We start from the raw sequence: 13699 nt of genomic DNA, 5'->3' as shown, positions 1-13699 counted from the left end.
CACACGCTCAAAAAGTTCCCCTTTCGTCGTATAGCCCTTCAGGGTGCATCCGACGAAACCACCTGGTGGCGCCTCAGGCTTCGCTGACGACTCACGTGCGCTATGAGATGACCGTGCGCAACGTGATGACCTAGCGGGGCTTGATGCCCGCCAGATGACGACTGACGGCGATCCAGGCACCTAACCAGCCCAATAGTGTACTACAACTCAGCAATATTGTAGAACCAGCCAGCCCCAGCGCGGGCAGCTGATAGTGTGCCCCATAGCTCGCAGCCAGCGACGCTACCGGGGCTGACAGCCAGTCACTGCCAAGAGTGAGCAATGCCCAGGCCAGCAGGCCACCGCCGAGCCCATACCAGGCACCGCTGTAAAGGAACGGGCGGCGCACGAAGGCATGGGTGGCACCAATCAGCGTCACCACTTCGATTTCCTTGCGGCGATTCTCCACCGCCAGCCGGATCGTGTTGCCGACCACCAGCAACACCCCCAGTCCGAACAGTACGCCTAACGCCAGCGTGACACGCCGTCCCACCTCGGCCAGCTGCCGCAAGCGTTCGATCCAGGCCAGATCAAGGCGTACCTCGGCAATGCCCGGCATGGCCGTCAGCCGTTCGGACAACGCAGTCATTGCCTCGGGTGACGGCGACTGCGGCGATATCACCACCGAAGCGGGCAGTGGATTGGTCTCGAGTCGGGCCAGCGCGTCGTCAAGACCAAGCGCCTGCTGGAACTCCGCCATGCCCTCAGCCGCGGTAATCATGCGCGTACTGGCGATATTCGGCTGTGCCTCGATGGCCTCGAGAATACGCTGGGCCTGGGCCTCATCCACGCCCTTGTCCAGATAGGCGGTCAAGGTGGCGCTGGCATCGAGCTCTGCATCGACCAGCTTGGCACTGTCCAGGGACAGCCACAGCGCACTAGGGAGCACCAAGGCAATGGCGATGGCCAGCATGGTCAGCAGGCTGCCCACCGGCTGGCGAATCAGCCGGCGCAGGCTGTCGAGGCACATGGCCCGGTGATGACGCAGCCATGACCGCCACTGTCCTTGCGGCCTGGCGGACTGCTGACGGGCACCACCCTGGGCCGGCGTACCCGCGGTTCGACCGGCTGGTCGGTCCGACCTGGCGGCACCCCGACTGCGGGCTCCAGTGCTGCGCGGCGTGGCCGCTCTTCTACGGGGGGGATCCAGACTCACGCAGCCTCCTCATCACCCACCAGCCGTCCCTCGCTCAGGCGCAGGGTCCGGTGACGCAGGCGCGCAATCAGTGCCAGGTCGTGGCTGGCAATCATCACGGTGGTGCCGATGCGATGGAAATCTTCGAACAAGCCCATGATGTCAGCGGATAACTGGGGGTCGAGATTACCGGTGGGTTCGTCGGCCAGCAGCAGGGCCGGCTTGTTGACGACGGCACGGGCGATTCCCACACGCTGCTGCTCACCACCGGACAATTCGATCGGCAAGGCCTTCTCACGGTGCAACAGGCCGACCTTGTCGAGGGCGGCACGCACACGTCGAGCCGTATCTCGCGGCGGTAGTCCGCGGATTTCCAGCGGCAGCGCCACATTGTGATAGATGGAGCGATCAAACAGCAGCTGGTGATCCTGAAACACCACACCAATCTGACGCCGGTAGAAGGGCAACTGACTCGAGTGCAGCTTGTCGATGTCGTGTCCGGCCACCAGCACGCGCCCTCGACTCGGACGCTCCAGGCGCATGATCAAACGCAGCAACGAGCTCTTGCCGGCCCCGGAATGCCCGGTGAGAAACACCATTTCTCCGCGGGAAACACGGAAGTCGATATTGGAGAGCGCCTCGAAGCGCCCTCCATAGCGCTTGCCGACGTGCTCGAAGGCGATCATTCGTCGCCGTCACTCGAGCGACGATCAAACAAGGCATCGACAAAATCCTCTGCCTTGAACGGTCGCAGGTCATCGAGGCTCTCGCCGACACCGATAAAGCGAATCGGCGTCTTGAGTTGCTTCGCCAGGGCAAAGATGACGCCGCCCTTGGCGGTGCCATCGAGCTTGGTCAGAGTAATCCCGCTGACCGGCACGGCCTCGTTGAAGGTCGCCGCCTGGGACAGAGCGTTCTGGCCAGTGCCTGCATCCAGTACCAGCATGACCTCATGGGGCGCATTGGCATCCAGCTTGCCCATCACGCGGTGAACCTTTTTCAGCTCTTCCATCAGGTGGGACTTGTTGTGCAGACGGCCCGCCGTATCTGCGATCAGCACGTCGACTCCGCGAGCCCGCGCAGCGGCCACCGCGTCGTAGATGACCGAGGCACTGTCGGCACCGGTGTGCTGAGCCACCACGGGAACGCTGTTGCGCTCGCCCCAGACCTTGAGCTGCTCGACCGCGGCGGCACGGAAGGTATCTCCCGCCGCCAGCATCACGCTCTTGCCCTCGCGCTGGAAGCGCTGGGTCAACTTGCCGATGGTGGTGGTCTTGCCCACCCCGTTGACGCCCACCACGAGAATCACAAAGGGTCCGCCATCTTCCGTAGTCAGGGTCAGCGGGTCGCTAACCGCCCCCAGCATACTGGCCAACTCCTGCTGCAGGGCACGATACAGCGCCTCGGGATCCTTCAGCTCCTTGCGCGACACTCGCTCGGTCAGTGCCTCGATAATCTCACTGGTCGCCTCGATCCCTACATCCGCCATCAGCAGCTGGGTTTCGATGTCCTCGATCAGATCGTCATCGATCTGCTTGGCCCCCATGAACAGGTCGGCCAGCCCATCGCTAAGATTGGCCCGGGTCTTGCCCAGCCCCGCCCGCATGCGGGCAAACCACCCCTTTTTCTCTGCACCTTTATCCGCAGCCGCGGCCCTCGGCTTTTCTTGCAGCGCAGGCCCGCTGGAGCGGCTGGGCTCGATGACCTCGGCGTGCTCGAGACGCTGAGAGGAGGGCTCTAGCTCTGGCTCTGGCGACGCCTCGACCGTCGGCGCATTCTCGTGCCCCGCTGCGGTCTCGACGGGTCGCTGGGGAGCGGCATCAGCGGCAGGCGTCCTTGTTTCGGAGGCCTCCGGCGCTGCCTGAAGGTCTCGCTCGGCCTTTTGCCCAGCCGCTGTCTCAACCCCTGTCTCAGCACCCGGCTCGCGCTCTGGTTGGGCCGCAGGTGTGACTGCGGCCTCGGGCTCGGCCTGCGAGGTGCTGGCCTCACGCAAGGCGTCAGGCTCGATGGGCTCCGGCACCAGCGCCTCGGCAGGCTCGCCAGCTGCTTGCTGCTGAGACTCGCTGTGCTGTTGCGCCGATGTGACATCCGAGTCTGCCCCGTGCTCAGCGGCCGGAGTCGACCTTTCCTCATCAGCCCGAGGTGCCGCATCGGGGGACGACTCAGCGTGATCCGGCGTCTCAGCAGGACCCTCGCTCGACCGCGTCTCTTCCTCGCGGGATGCCAGGTCCTGTGACTGCTGATCCTCAACGGGTGTTTCACCCGACTGCTTCTTCTTGCGCTTGAAAATACCGAACATGGATGACCTGCCGCCTCAGCCGGTGAACGAACCGCCACATCCTACCACCCTGCCCGTCTTCTGTGGACTCGCAAGGCAGGCTGTCGAACTCACTAGCGGACCTGTCAGCGGCTTTTGCGCCGTTCAGGGTCCAACCCAACCACCACCCGACGAACAAAGATGACGCTGAGGCCGTCCTTGGCATGACGCAGCCACTCGGCACGGGTAAAATCTCTCGCCATGAGCCGACATCGCCCTTCTCGACCGCGCCCCCGTCCCGGCGCCAAAACAGCAGCCACAGGCCGCGCCCCTGGCAAGCTGCGTATCATCGGTGGCGACCACCGACGCCGACTGCTGCCCGTCCTCGACAAACCAGGCCTGCGCCCGACGCCCGATCGCGTGCGCGAAACGCTGTTCAACTGGCTTGGCGGTACGCTCTACGGCAAGCGAGTGCTGGACCTGTTCGCGGGTACCGGCGCCCTGGGCCTGGAAGCGTTATCACGCGGCGCCAGGGCCGCCACCTTCGTCGAGCGTGATGGCCAGGTCGCCAAGGCCATCAACGACAACCTGGCCACGCTCTCCATCAGCAGCGCCGAGGTGATCACTCAAGATACCTTGACGATGCTCTCGAACCCGCCCGAGGTACCGTTTGACATCGCGTTTATCGACCCGCCCTTCCGCCAGGCACTGGCCGAACCCTGCTGTTCTGCGCTGGAGCAAGGCTGGCTGACCGACGATGCCTGGATCTATGTCGAGGTGGAAAGCGGACTGGAGCTGAGCGTACCGGAGCACTGGCATCTACACCGGGAGGTCAAGGCGGGCGACAGTTTTGGGCGGCTCTATCGGCGTCATACGACGTCGAGCTGAACCCTCTTACCGCCCCTTGCGACGTGCTTTCCGGGCCTCTCGACCATTGCGCTGTGCCCCGGAGGGATGCTGACACTCTCTATCAGACAGCGTCGCCGCGTCGCGACGCTTGTCCACCGACGAGCTCGGCGTTACGCTCGTGCCATCGGGGCGCGCGTTGCGCCCTCACCCCACGTCATGTCAGGAGACGAGGATGAGCACGGAACTCTTCAACCAACTCGAAAAGAAGGTCACCAGCGCGCTGGAGGCCCTGGAATTGCTGAAACTGGAAGCTGAGGAGTTGCGCGAGGAAAACGCTCGACTGAAGCAGGAGCGTGAGGAGTGGGAGCGCCGTCTGACGGCTATCCTGGGCCAACTCGACGACGTGGATGCAGAACAGGGCAGCGCGCAGCCAGCACCGGCGCACAGCGTCTAAGCATCACGATACAGGCACCACAATCTGAGCACCGCGATCTAAGCAGCATAAGCCGCACCGCCCGATCCGAGGGCTCCAAGAGGGGCCCTTGAAGAGAGCCCCTTGAAGAGAGCCCCTTGAAGAGAGCCCCTTGCATCTCGCGCGCTTAGGCCAGCGTCAACGACATCAGCACCGCGTCGACGCGTTCACCACCCGGCTCGCGGGCGGCGTAGTGAGCAGCATAGTAAGCGCGGCGCAGCCCATCCTGGGTGAAGCCGAGCGCACGATAGAGGGCGATCGCCTCAGCGTTATCCGCGCGGACTTCCAGCAGCAGCCTTTCTGCCCCCCAATCTCTTGCTTGCTCTACCAGCTGCGACAGCAACAAACGACCGAGCCCCTGGCGCCGCGCATCTGTGGCCACCAGTATGGCCTCCAGTTCGGCTTCAAAGGGCAGCCGCGACACCAGCGCGTAGGCGGCTAGACCTCCGTTGCTATCCTCGACTCCCAGCAGCAGGCGCTGCTCATCGACGAAGGCCTGCTCAAGGGCCTGTGGCCGAGACAGCCGATGGGTCTGGGACGCCTCGAGAGCCTCGAGAGCAGCCAGGTCATCAGGCCTCAACTGGCGCACCACGAAGGGCTCGGTGCCCCGTCCAGGCTGCTGCCCAGCACCCCGCCCGGCGGATCCGGTCGTCATGCCTCGCGGCCCTGTTGCCATAGGGTTTGCCAATCGGCACTCGACACCCACAAACGGCGCTTGGCCGTCGCACTGCTCAGCAGCTCATCAAGGCCTGGCCCACTCCATTGGGGGAGTGCCAGAGTGCTGGAATGCCCTGATTCACTGGCCGCTGTCGGTTCGGCGCCGGCAGCCTGCCCAGCTTCACCCAGGACCTGCATCAAGGCGTCTTCGTGGCCGAATACCAGCACGCGTTCAGGCGCCCAGCCCCGCCGGGCTCGACCAGCCACGAAGGCCTTGAGCCCTTGACGAGCCTCTTCCAGAGGACGCCTGACCGGCAACCCTTCCGCCAGAGGCCAGGTCAGCGTCTCGAATACCGGGCGCTGCTCGGCCGTCACTCCACTGCTGTGCAGAATGTTGAACAGCAGCCGCTGATGCTCCACGCCCAACGGCGCCTGCTGGGCCACCAACAACAACCAGCGTCCATCGAGACAGGCCACCTGGCAGACAAAGCGCAGCGGCTCTGCATCCTCGACACCCTCTTCTTCGCTGTCCAGTGCCGGTGTAGCGCTGGTCGCCTCATCATCAGGCACCATATCGCCCAGCAGTGCTCTCGCCTTGCGGGCGACCGGCGCTGCAGGCTGAGACGGCGCTGGAGACGGCGCCTGGGCAGTGGACGCCGCCGCGACGGCGACGCTGCTGTCCTGGGCAGCTTCGTGGCTGCGCGCTGCAGGCACCTCATCCAACAGCGCGTGCAAGCCTCGGGCCCCCGTTTCCGGCGGCTGCTGAGGCTCCAGCTCAGGCCAGTCACAGACCTCGGTTTCCCGCGCATTGGGAAACTGATACCGGGCGACCCAAGCGGTCAGCCCCATGGCATCCAGATAGGCCAGTCGTGTCGGCTCAGGCGTCACGAGCGCGAGCCACCCATGCAGTTGGGCGAGTCAGGGCGTGCCGCGCCACGGCTCTGCCACTCGGCAGGGGTGTAGAGGTGAAGGGCCAGGGCATGCACCGGGCCGGACAGCTCATCGGCCAGCAACGAGTAGATCTGCTGGTGACGCTTGACCGGCATCAGGCCGGCGAAACGCTCAGACACCAGCGTCACCTTGAAGTGGGTTTCCGAATTCGGCGGCACGCTATGCATGTGGCTTTCATTCTCGACCACCATTTCGGTGGGTTCGAGAGCCGCGAGCTTGTGTTCAATGGTCGCCTGAATACTCATGATGAAATCTCTTGTCATTGCCTCGGTAGAGACGGCAAACATGGCTACGATGGACGTCAATTCGACGCACCCCTGCATGATTGTCGCGAAGGCACGACAAACCTTGCGGGCTGTCCTCAGTACTATGCCATTGTACGCATTCATAGCCTGGCTGACTAAGCTTGACCTGATGCCTCGCGGCGGGCCGCCTTCTTTTCTTCACGGGCGATACGGTACGCACGCTGGGCCATCGGCAGTCGCACCAGGCTGATCAACAGCGCCAGCAAGGTGGTGGCAGCGCCCACCCACAACGACTGCTGAACCCCCGCCCCGACCGCCAGACACAGGCCCACCAACGCCACCCCCAGCGACTGCCCCACCGTGCGGGTGGTACTCATCACGCCAGAGGCGTTGGCACTGCGAGACTTCGGCACGCTGGTCATCAACTCACGATTGTTGGGCGGCTGAAACAGGCCAAAGCCAGCGCCACACAGGGCCGTGCGCCATAGGCTATCGAGGGCCGTCGCATCGCTATCCAGGCTGGCCAGGCTGAGCAACCCCACCAGCAGTACGACAAGGCCGACACTAGCGACCAGACCGGGATTGAAGCGATCTGCCAGACGCCCGGCCAACGGACCGACAATCATGATGGTCAGTGGCCAGGGAGTGAACAACCAGGCGGTGTGCAGGGCCGAGTAGCCCATCTGCTGCTGATACAGAAACGACAGCGCGACGAAGGTCAGCCCCTGGCCGATAAAGGCCGTGCCCTGGGCCGACACGGCCAGGCTGAAGCGTGGCTCGCGAAACAGTCCCAGCGGCAGCAGTGGATGCGGCGCTCGCCCCTGGCGATGGATGAAGGCCCACGCAGACCCCAGCGTCACTGCCAGCCACAACGCGATATCCAGCATCGGCGCACGATGGCCAATGGCATCCATGGCCATGAACAGCCCCGCCAGCATGGCCATGGACGCCAGCGCGCCAGGTCCATCGAAGCTACCCTCGCGGCGTGTTTCCCTGGGCAACGCCTTCCACGCCATGAAGGCCGCGGCGATCCCCAACGGCACGTTCAGCGCAAACAGCCATGGCCAGTTGGCCACCGACAGTACCAGCCCGCCGATAGAAGGACCTGCAGCATAGCCACCGGCCACCACCAGCGACGACAGGCCAAGTGCGCTACCCAACAGGCGCGAGGGAAAAATCGAACGATACAGGCTTGGCCCGATGGACAGCGTGGCTGCGGCGCCAACGCCCTGCAAGGCACGAAACACCAGCAGGATCTCGAAGTTAGGCGACAGCGCGCTGCCCAGGGCGGCCAGCACAAACAGCGACAGCCCGGCGACGTAGACCTTGCGCCGACTGAGCAGCTCGCTGGCCGCTGCAAATACCAGCAGCATCGCCGCGCAGACCACCTGAAACAGGTTGGTGATCCATACGGCGCGGGCATCCGACACGCCGAGATCGCGAGCCATGGAGGGCAGCGCGATATTGATCATGGTGGTGTCGACCACCGCCATCAAGGTGCCCAACACCAGGGCGATGACCGCCAGACGACGTTCCGGCCCGGGCAGGCCATCGTCGCCGTCACGGGTAGAGAACAGTCGACTCATGCAGGTATCGTCCCGTCCTGGGGCGTCATGGGGAACCAGCGCGAACGCTGACAGGACCGGCCTGGGCCGGTCCTGTCAGCAAAGAGGCGCGTTGCACTTGCGGCAAGCAGGCCTGCCGCTGGGTGCCGAGCTCAGTCCTGTTCGAGGTCGGCCAGCAACTCGTCGTCAACCTCGGAGATTTCAAGCGCCGCCTCGCTATCCAGATCGATGGCCAGATAGCTGTGCTCGACTTGGAGGAAACGCTGGAACAGTGCCCAGTCCAGCGATTCAGGCCACTGCCGCTCGTCCTCTTCCCAGGCGCGCAGCTCGTTCTCGAGCACCTCGAGATATCGCTCGCGAACGAAGGCTTCCAACGCCTCGGGAGTATCCATTTCTGGAATCAGGTAGACCGTACTCTCGCGGTCGACGTCGGACAGGTTGAGATCGTCATCGCCCATGGTCGGTTCCAGGGCATTGATCCAGTCAACAAAGTGCTGGGTGGGTCTGACGCTCAGTGCGGAGCGGTTGAGCAGTTTCATCGCGATCTCCTCGACGTCGAATCGCAGTCTCGAATCGCAGCCATTATGGGTGCTATGAGCGTCCCTTGCCAATAAAACCCGGCCGCTGCGGCGCGGTTTCGCCTGCGGCCGCTCGGAAAGGCTCCCAGCGGCCGCCCGTTTGGTTCACGCGTCGCCGGCTTCCGGGCGCATGGCCGGGAACAGCAGCACGTCGCGAATCGACGGGCTGTCGGTGAACAGCATGACCAGACGGTCGATCCCGATACCCTCACCAGCGGTGGGCGGCAGCCCGACTTCCAGTGCGCGCACGTAGTCGGCGTCGTAGTACATTGCCTCCAGATCGCCGGCATCCTTCTCGGCAGCCTGGGCACGGAAGCGCTCGGCCTGGTCCTCGGCATCATTGAGCTCCGAGAAGCCATTGGCAATCTCGCGGCCGCCGACGAAGAACTCGAAGCGATCGGTGACGAACGGGTTGGCGTCGTTGCGGCGTGCCAACGGGCTCACCTCCGCCGGATATTCGGTGATGAAGGTCGGCTGATCCAGACGCGACTCGGCCACTTCCTCGAAGATCTCGGTCTGTAGCTTGCCAAGACCCCAGCCGTCCTTGACCTTGATACCCAGACGGCCGGCCAGGGCGCGGGCAGGCTCGAGTTCGTCGATGTCCGCTGCCTCGATGCCCTCGCCGTGGGCCAGAATCGCCTCACGCAGGGTCATGCGCACGAACGGCTGACCGAGATCGTAGGTGGAACCCTGGTAAGTCAGGGTGGTGGTGCCCAGCACCTTCTGAGCGATCTCCCGCAGCATGGTTTCGGTCAGGTCCATCAACGCCTGGTAGTCCACGTAGGCCCAGTAGAACTCGACCATGGTGAACTCGGGATTGTGGCGGGTGGAAAGCCCTTCGTTGCGGAAGTTACGGTTGATCTCGAAGACTCGCTCGAAGCCGCCTACCACCAGGCGCTTGAGATAAAGCTCCGGCGCGATACGCAGGTACATGTCGATGTCCAGCGCATTATGGTGGGTGACGAAGGGACGCGCGGTGGCCCCACCGGGAATCGGCTGCAGCATCGGGGTTTCCACCTCCATGAAGCCGCGATCCTCGAAGAAGCGGCGCATGGCGCTGATGATGCCGGCGCGAGTCTCGAACACCCGACGCGAGTCCGGGTTCATGATCAGATCGACATAGCGCTGGCGGTAGCGCGCTTCCATGTCGGTCAGGCCGTGGAACTTGTCCGGCAGCGGACGCAGGCTCTTGGTCAGGAGCTTGGCCTCACGCATCATCACGTACAGGTCGCCCTTGCCGGACTTGTGCACCGGGCCATGGCCAGCCACGATGTCGCCGATGTCCCAGCTCTTGATGTCCTCGAGCAGGGCGGGATCGAGCCCCTTCTTGTCGACGTAGAGCTGAATCTGGCCGCTGACATCCTGAATCACGATGAAGGGACCACGCTTGCGCATGATGCGCCCGGCCACGGCCGCCTCACGCCCCAGCGATTCCAGCGCTTCCTTGTCCTTGTCGCCAAGCTCGGCATCGAGTTCGGCCGCCAGGCTGTCACGGCGAAAGTTATTGGGAAAAGCACTGCCACCTTCGGCCTCGGCCAGCTTGCGACGGGCGGCAAGCTTGGCGCGGCGTTCCGCGATCAGACGGTTTTCTTCGGCGGCGGCGTCCTGAGGGGAAGGCGTATCCTGTTGGGCCATGGCTAGTCGTCTCTGTCACGAAGGGGAAGGCCAACGAGCGACCTTCCCGGATGGTCCCGGCAGGGACCCATGAATGATGGTGGCGAAAGGCCCCAGGCACGAGCGCCTGGGGCTGGGTGGCGGCGTCGACGGTCGCTTAGAGCCCCTGCTTGAGGCTGGCGACGATATACTGGTCGAGGTCGCCGTCGAGCACCTTGTCGCAGTTGCTGGACTGCACGCCGGTACGCAGATCCTTGATGCGCTGGTCATCCAGCACATAGGAGCGAATCTGGCTGCCCCAGCCGATGTCGGCCTTGGAGTCTTCCGCTTCCTGCTTGGCGGCGTTGCGCTTCTGCATCTCCAGCTCCCACAGCTTCGCCTTCAACTGCTTCATGGCGAAGTCGCGGTTGGCGTGCTGGCTACGCTGGCTCTGGCAGGACACCACCACGCCGGACGGCTCATGGGTGATGCGCACCGCTGAGTCGGTGGTGTTGACGTGCTGACCACCGGCGCCACTGGAGCGATAGGTGTCGACCCGCAGGTCCGCCGGATTGATCTCGATCTCGAAGCTGTCGTCGATTTCAGGCGACAGAAACACCGACGCAAACGAGGTGTGGCGGCGACCGCCAGAGTCAAACGGACTCTTGCGCACCAGGCGATGTACGCCGGTCTCAGTGCGCAGCCAGCCGAAGGCGTACTCGCCCTGAATATGCACCGTCGCCGACTTGATGCCCGCCACTTCACCGGCAGACAGCTCAGTGATCTCGGCCTTGAAACCGTGGGCCTCGGCCCAGCGCAGATACATACGCAACAGCATGTTGGCCCAATCCTGAGCCTCGGTGCCGCCAGAGCCTGCCTGAATGTCCAGGTACGCGCTGTTCTCATCCATCTCACCGGAGAACATGCGACGAAACTCAAGCTTCTCGAGATTGGCCTGAAGCGAATCAAGCTCCTTCTCGACTTCCGCCACGGTCGCTTCGTCGTCTTCCATCTCGGCCAGTTCCAGCAGGTCACGGCTGTCGCCGAGTCCCTGGTCCAGCTCGTCGATGGTGGCGACCACCAGTTCCAGCGAGGCGCGCTCCTTCCCGAGCTTCTGAGCGTAGTCCGGGTCGTTCCAGACCGCCGGATCCTCAAGCTCGCGGGTCACTTCTTCTAGCCGATCTTTCTTTTCGGCATAGTCAAAGATACCCCCTAAGAACATCTGTCCGCTCAGACAGGTCCTTGATCTGGTTGTGAATCGGATTGGTTTCCAACATGGTGCTCGCCTTGTGTTGTCCCTCGCCACAGGGCGGCCAGGGCACGTGAAATGGGCTTTGGTCGAACGTCGCCAGGGGCAACGCGATAAAGGGGGAGCATTGTAGCCAAAACGTCTAACCCCGTCATCCTGACCAGGGCGGCCACCCCTCATGGCAAAAGGGCTCGCGCTGGGCTATCGACGAAACGCAAGACGCTATGAAAATTTTCGTCTGGACAGCACCAGCGACTCAGCGCGATGGTCATTAGCGACTAAGCGGGCTTAGCCGATGTCGTACACCTTGTGCGACCTTCTCAGGCTAGCCGCAGGCGCTACCAACGGCCCTGCCCGCCACAACAATGCCAACATCAACAAGGAACTGACATGATCGCGATCCGTCCTCGCTGGGTGCGCCAGCTAGGGCTGGCCTCTGGCCTGACCCTGTCCACACTGGCTGCCGTCATCGCCGCACCGGCCATGGCCGAGACTCTCGACCTGGGCGTCACCGGCGAACTCGCCTCCTTCGACACCTCCCAGATCTCGGGTGGTATCTGGGAATCACAGATCCTGATGGACGTCTACGAGGGCCTGGTCAAAAAGTCTCCGGAAGGTAAGGTCCTGCCCGGCATGGCCAGCGACTGGCAGGTCTCCGAGGACGGCAAGACCTGGACCTTCAGCCTGCGCGAGGATGCCCGCTGGTCCGACGGCGAACCGGTCACCGCAGAGGACTTCGTGTTCGGCTGGCGCCACCTGCTGGACCCGGCCAACGCCTCCAAGTACGCCTACATGCTGTATCCGCTGGTCAATGCCCGGGAGGTCAACACCGGCGAGCTTGCACTGGAAGAACTGGGCGTGGAAAGCCGCGACGATGGCCGCACCCTGGTCGTCCAGCTGAACCAGTCCACGCCTTACTTCCTGCAGCTGTTGACCCACTACACCGCCTACCCACAGCCGCAGCACACCTTCGAGCAGTACGGCAAGGAGTACGTGGATCTCGAGCACATCGTCACCAATGGCGCCTTCACCCCTACCGAGTGGATCTCCCAGTCACGCATCACCACAGTCAAGAACCCCGAGTACTACGAGGCCGACCAGGTGGCGCTGGACGGCGTGCGCTACCATACCATCGAGGATCGCAACGCCGGCGTCTCGCGCTTTCGCGCAGGCGAGCTGGACATCATGCGCGAGTATTCCTCGAGCATGTATCCGCTGTTGAAGGAAGAGATCCCCGAGGCCACCCACATGGCCACCTACCTGGGCAGCTACTACTACGTGTTCAACCATCGCGACGGCCATCCCACCGCCGACCCCAGGGTACGCGAGGCGCTCAACATGGCCGTACGCCGCGACGTCATCGCCGACAACATCATGGGCGGTACCTTCCAGAAATCACTGTCCTTCGTGCCCGATGGCATCGATCACTACCAGGTCCAGAACGCAGCCTTCGACGACGCCGAGGGCAACGACATCACCGGCGATTTGAACGCCCGCATGGCCCGCGCCAAGGAACTTCTCGAAGACGCCGGCTACGACCAGGGCAACCCGCTGACCCTGCGCCTGCGCTACAACACCACTGACGAGCACAAGAAGATCGCGGTAGCAGTGTCCTCCATGTGGCGACCGCTGGGGGTCGAGGTTGAGCTGGTCAACGCCGAGGCCACGGTGCACTACCAGACCATCGCCGAGGGCGACTTCGACGTGGCCCGGGCTGGCTGGATTGCCGACTACAACGACGCCGAGAACTTCCTCGCGCTGCTGCGCTCCGGCGTCGGCAACAACTACGGGGCCTATGCCAACGAGGCGTTCGATACCCTGTACGACGAGGCGGCCACGACCCTCGACCTGGACGAGCGCAAGGCCATCCTGGAACGTGCCGAGGCCCTGGCCATGGACGACGACGCGCTGATCCCGATGCTGTACTACGTCTCACGCAACCTGGTGAACCCGGCGATCAGTGGTTGGGAAGACAACATCGAGGACGACCACCCCTCACGCTGGGTTTCCTTCGAGGAATAGACGAGGCTGTCACCGACAACCTGAGCTTCCCCGGTCCCGAGGCCCTCTCGGGACCGGGCCACTGCCTCCTCGCCGCTCCGCAAAGGA

The 13699-nt window shown here is 63.7% G+C and carries 13 protein-coding genes; 3 read left to right on the top strand and 10 right to left on the bottom strand.

Features of this window, described 5'->3' with window-relative positions; genetic code table 11:
* Positions 1 to 130 precede the first annotated feature (130 nt).
* Genes ftsX through ftsY form a run of 3 tightly spaced genes read right to left on the bottom strand, consistent with a single transcriptional unit; the run spans position 131 to position 3473 of the window.
* Positions 131 to 1189, bottom strand: coding sequence for a permease-like cell division protein FtsX (gene ftsX / locus KUV45_RS20140; RefSeq protein ID WP_261316066.1), 1059 nt, complete (start codon positions 1187 to 1189; stop codon positions 131 to 133).
* A 2-nt stretch (positions 1190 to 1191) separates the two neighbouring features.
* Positions 1192 to 1860: a cell division ATP-binding protein FtsE gene (ftsE, locus tag KUV45_RS20135; RefSeq protein WP_206940388.1), complete on the bottom strand. Its 669-nt coding sequence runs from the start codon at positions 1858 to 1860 to the stop codon at positions 1192 to 1194.
* Positions 1857 to 3473, bottom strand: coding sequence for a signal recognition particle-docking protein FtsY (gene ftsY, locus KUV45_RS20130; protein ID WP_222164029.1), 1617 nt, complete (start codon positions 3471 to 3473; stop codon positions 1857 to 1859). Before ftsY ends, ftsE begins: the two co-directional genes overlap by 4 nt.
* A gap of 219 nt (positions 3474 to 3692) precedes the next feature.
* Between ftsY and rsmD the strand changes: the two genes are divergently transcribed.
* Positions 3693 to 4319, top strand: coding sequence for a 16S rRNA (guanine(966)-N(2))-methyltransferase RsmD (rsmD, locus tag KUV45_RS20125; RefSeq protein ID WP_222164028.1), 627 nt, complete (start codon positions 3693 to 3695; stop codon positions 4317 to 4319).
* Between the two features lie 193 nt (positions 4320 to 4512).
* The gene (gene zapB, locus KUV45_RS20120; protein WP_206940392.1) at positions 4513 to 4734 is read left to right on the top strand and encodes a cell division protein ZapB; all 222 of its coding nucleotides are present in this window, start codon (positions 4513 to 4515) and stop codon (positions 4732 to 4734) included.
* A gap of 145 nt (positions 4735 to 4879) precedes the next feature.
* Here zapB and KUV45_RS20115 read toward each other — a convergent pair whose 3' ends face one another.
* The 7 genes from KUV45_RS20115 to prfB all read right to left on the bottom strand — a co-directional run bounded on the left by KUV45_RS20115 (position 4880) and on the right by prfB (position 11618).
* Positions 4880 to 5407 carry a GNAT family N-acetyltransferase gene (locus KUV45_RS20115; protein ID WP_222164027.1) on the bottom strand — a complete coding sequence of 176 codons (528 nt, stop codon included), beginning with the start codon at positions 5405 to 5407 and terminating at the stop codon, positions 4880 to 4882.
* The gene (locus tag KUV45_RS20110) at positions 5404 to 6297 is read right to left on the bottom strand and encodes a hypothetical protein (protein WP_222164026.1); all 894 of its coding nucleotides are present in this window, start codon (positions 6295 to 6297) and stop codon (positions 5404 to 5406) included. Before KUV45_RS20110 ends, KUV45_RS20115 begins: the two co-directional genes overlap by 4 nt.
* Positions 6294 to 6605 carry a BolA family transcriptional regulator gene (locus tag KUV45_RS20105; RefSeq protein WP_222164025.1) on the bottom strand — a complete coding sequence of 104 codons (312 nt, stop codon included), beginning with the start codon at positions 6603 to 6605 and terminating at the stop codon, positions 6294 to 6296. Before KUV45_RS20105 ends, KUV45_RS20110 begins: the two co-directional genes overlap by 4 nt.
* Before the next feature lie 155 nt (positions 6606 to 6760).
* A complete protein-coding gene (locus tag KUV45_RS20100; protein WP_222164024.1) occupies positions 6761 to 8191 on the bottom strand; it encodes an MFS transporter in 1431 nt (476 codons plus the stop codon).
* A gap of 131 nt (positions 8192 to 8322) precedes the next feature.
* Complete coding sequence (locus KUV45_RS20095; protein ID WP_206940401.1) at positions 8323 to 8709, bottom strand: hypothetical protein; 387 nt, start codon at positions 8707 to 8709, stop codon at positions 8323 to 8325.
* Between the two features lie 144 nt (positions 8710 to 8853).
* On the bottom strand, positions 8854 to 10383 hold the full coding sequence (gene lysS / locus KUV45_RS20090) for a lysine--tRNA ligase (protein WP_222164023.1): 1530 nt from the start codon (positions 10381 to 10383) through the stop codon (positions 8854 to 8856).
* A 136-nt stretch (positions 10384 to 10519) separates the two neighbouring features.
* Positions 10520 to 11618, bottom strand: a protein-coding gene (gene prfB / locus KUV45_RS20085; RefSeq protein WP_347401316.1) for a peptide chain release factor 2 whose coding sequence is annotated in 2 segments (ribosomal slippage) — positions 10520 to 11542 and positions 11544 to 11618 — 1098 coding nt in all. Because the reading frame shifts where the segments join, the coding sequence is not laid out codon by codon here.
* Between the two features lie 362 nt (positions 11619 to 11980).
* Here prfB and KUV45_RS20080 point away from each other — a divergent pair.
* A complete protein-coding gene (locus KUV45_RS20080; RefSeq protein WP_206940405.1) occupies positions 11981 to 13612 on the top strand; it encodes a peptide ABC transporter substrate-binding protein in 1632 nt (543 codons plus the stop codon).
* Positions 13613 to 13699 lie beyond the last annotated feature (87 nt).

The sequence above is a fragment of the Halomonas sp. DP3Y7-2 genome, from assembly GCF_019800795.1.
GTDB classification, from domain to species: domain Bacteria; phylum Pseudomonadota; class Gammaproteobacteria; order Pseudomonadales; family Halomonadaceae; genus Halomonas; species Halomonas litopenaei_A.
The sequence above is the reverse complement of the archived record's forward strand: the minus strand, read 5'-3'. Positions and strand labels throughout refer to the sequence as shown.